Origin of the sequence: Algibacter pacificus, from assembly GCF_008033385.1 — a bacterium.
Taxonomy (GTDB): domain Bacteria; phylum Bacteroidota; class Bacteroidia; order Flavobacteriales; family Flavobacteriaceae; genus Algibacter; species Algibacter pacificus.
In genome coordinates this window covers 1-2,937 of sequence record NZ_VOGY01000032.1, presented here as the reverse complement: position 1 = coordinate 2,937, position 2,937 = coordinate 1, and the positions used below count along the sequence as shown (strand labels likewise).

Annotated in this window: 3 protein-coding genes; all 3 read left to right on the top strand. The window is 28.3% G+C overall.

The window, feature by feature from the left end:
* Positions 1-142: 142 nt before the first annotated feature.
* Positions 143-847, top strand: coding sequence for a hypothetical protein (locus FQU21_RS17175; protein WP_147679242.1), 705 nt, complete (start codon positions 143-145; stop codon positions 845-847).
* A gap of 2 nt (positions 848-849) precedes the next feature.
* Positions 850-1,722 (top strand): hypothetical protein, encoded by an 873-nt coding sequence (locus FQU21_RS17170; protein ID WP_147679240.1) that lies wholly within the window; start codon positions 850-852, stop codon positions 1,720-1,722.
* 127 nt (positions 1,723-1,849) lie between these two features.
* Positions 1,850-2,638 (top strand): hypothetical protein, encoded by a 789-nt coding sequence (locus FQU21_RS17165; RefSeq protein WP_147679238.1) that lies wholly within the window; start codon positions 1,850-1,852, stop codon positions 2,636-2,638.
* Positions 2,639-2,937: the final 299 nt, after the last annotated feature.

Here is a 2,937-nt window from a genome sequence, read left to right as displayed (position 1 = left end):
CTTTAACAAAGTTTTTGTTTATTTTTATTGCTTGGTATTAAACAAAAATTTAGAGCTGGTTTGAATGCTACGATTCATATCCAGATCGTTGTATGTAATTTAAGAATCGCAACAAAACAAGTAACTTTCAACAAAAAAATAAATGAATATTTCCTCTTTTCATCTTGTAAAAATTCCATTTGGAAAAGCGATTAAAGGATTATTTATAAACTTGATAAAAAAGAACACAAAAGGTCTAATTTATTCTGAATATATGACCGCAATGACTTTAGGTTCTCCTATTCTATCTCCTTCTCGTTTTTTAATAAGAGAAATAGCAATCTTTGCTCAATGGGAAAGCGAAAAAGACCTTGAAAACTTTTTAGAAAAAGAAAATTTTGGTAAAATACTAAACAAAGGTTGGCACATTCGCTTAGGTTTTATGAGAGAATGGGGAAAGATAAAAGGCTATAAAGTACCTAAGAAAAAAGAAATCTTAGACAATCCAAATTCTCCTGTAGTTGCAGTAACAATTGCTCGTATGAAACCTTTAGCAGTTCCGAGATTCTTACATTGGGGAAAACCTGTTGAAAAATTAGTTAGAGATCATTCTGGAACATTACTTTCTCTTGCGTCTTTCAAATTTCCGAATACAATTTCAACCTTTTCAATTTGGAAAAATGTAAAAGAAATGGAAAGTATGGTTCACGGTCATAGCAAAATGCCAAAACCAAAAAGACACTCAAATGCAATGAAAGAAAGAGAACGTAAAAACTTTCATTTTGAGTTTACAACTCTTAGATTTAAACCACTTTCTGAATATGGTTCTTGGAAAGGTAATAGCAATTACACGAAGAAAACAGTTTAATAATGGAATTTGCTTCTATAAAACAGAACTTTCAAGATTGGGTTACTCAACAATGGGTAATTGTTTCAGGTAAAAAAATCGATTCAAAAGAATATGAATGGTTGATAGGTCCATTTGGAAATACAAATGGAATTGGCGAGAAATTTATTAAGCAATTAGAAGAAAGCGAAAATTTAGAAATCTGTAAATCTGAACTAAATAAAGGGTTAATAAATTCAATTAACCAATTAAAATTACCAACGATTGAACTTAATAAGTTATCAAAAAACGTAATTGACTTTTACGAAAACACGAGTAGTTATGAATTTGAACTGAAAACTAAATGGAATCCAATTTTTAAATTTTTCGGCTATCTCCTTAAAATACTTTTTAGTAATAGAATTGAGCAACTAAACATTCCTATGAATAACAGCAAGAACACTAAGGGAATGAATAGCGATATTATTCAACTTATTGATAAAAAAACGAAAAAAGTAAAACGAACAATTTGGTTAAGAACATTTAAAGAAACGAAACAAGTTATTTATTCAGGTGTTTATGAAACTTGTATAATCCCAAATGGAACTACTTGCATTAAAGCAATGTTTCCATTACCAAACGGAAATGCGACAGTTGTTTTACAACCAAGTGTTGGTAATAACGGAGAGTTAATCTTAAAATCTGTAGGTAGGAAAATTGGAGATAGTGGATTTTACTTTTTGCTAAAAGACAAAAACGGAAATTTGTGGACTAATTATATAAAGTCATTTAAAGACAATCTAACCGTGAGTTTTAATGACGGAAAAATAAAAGCAAATCAAACACTTAAATTTTATGGCTTGAGAGTACTTAATTTTGAATACGAAATAAAAAAAACTACATACAACACCGTATAAAATTAATTGCTAGTTCAAGCCTACTTACGAAAGTCCTCGCAGACTTTCTATCTATGATTTATTTGCTAACTTTAGTGTTTAAAACACGCAACTAATCTTATACAAACACGTTGGCAATAATAAAAAAATGAGCAGAAATAGATTCATTCAAAAATTTAAAACAAAATCTGATTCCGAATTAAAACACATTATACTTGAAGAAAAAAAGTATGATTCTAAGGCTGTTAGTGCTGCGAAAGAATTATTAACAGAAAGAAAAGTTAACATTAATGAAAGCCACAAAAAAGTAATTAAAGAGTCATCTTTAAACACACTACATAAAGAAAATAAAACACAGACACTTACCAAAAAAGATACTAATCAATACTTGCAAATTTTCATTAAACAAAAAACTTTTCCTATCAGTAATGAAAATATTGTTTTGATTATATTATTAACACTATCAGCAACGAGTTACTATATTTATAATTTGAATAATATTGAAAATGCAATTTTTGAATCTCTTGGAGTTATTTTCACACTAATAACTTTTATTTATTTTGTAATATTAATAATATCATTATTGTTTAGACACGAAAGATTAGAGGGAAAATTAGAAGGACATTTAATTTTTGAAAAAGACAGAATTCACATTGGAAATAGTTCTTTTAATATTCTGGAAATTAAAGAAATAATTATTGAAAATTGGTATGTGAAAGGATATCCTGTTAATATTACTACTCCTACTCTGAAACCTAAAAAATCTAACGGAGTTAAAAATTATGTTAAGTTATATCTTGAAAATAAAACTGTTGTAACTTGTTATTTTCTTCAAACAAAAACAGATAAAATTCAAAAATTTTCTGAAGTTTTTAAATCCTATTATAATCTTGGATTATTAAGCGAACAGAATTATATAAACGTAACTGAATCTTAATAATAAATTACTATTGCCAACACCGGCTAAACTTCATGCGGGTTTTGTGCCAACTTCAAAGTTTTGTGTATATTTACTAAGTCGCCAAATCTTGTTGATTTGGCTTTATGAAAACCAAAAGAAACAAAACCAAACAAAAAGCTTAGGCTTAGTCCGTGTCCGAAAATCTTGGCGATTTTCACCCGCACAAAGCCTAGCCAAAACCGTTGTACTTAATGCGGGACAAAAAGTCGCATATTGAATTTAATTGAACTATTTTTTGTATTTTTGGTACATATGTAATTTACTAGAGATAAAAT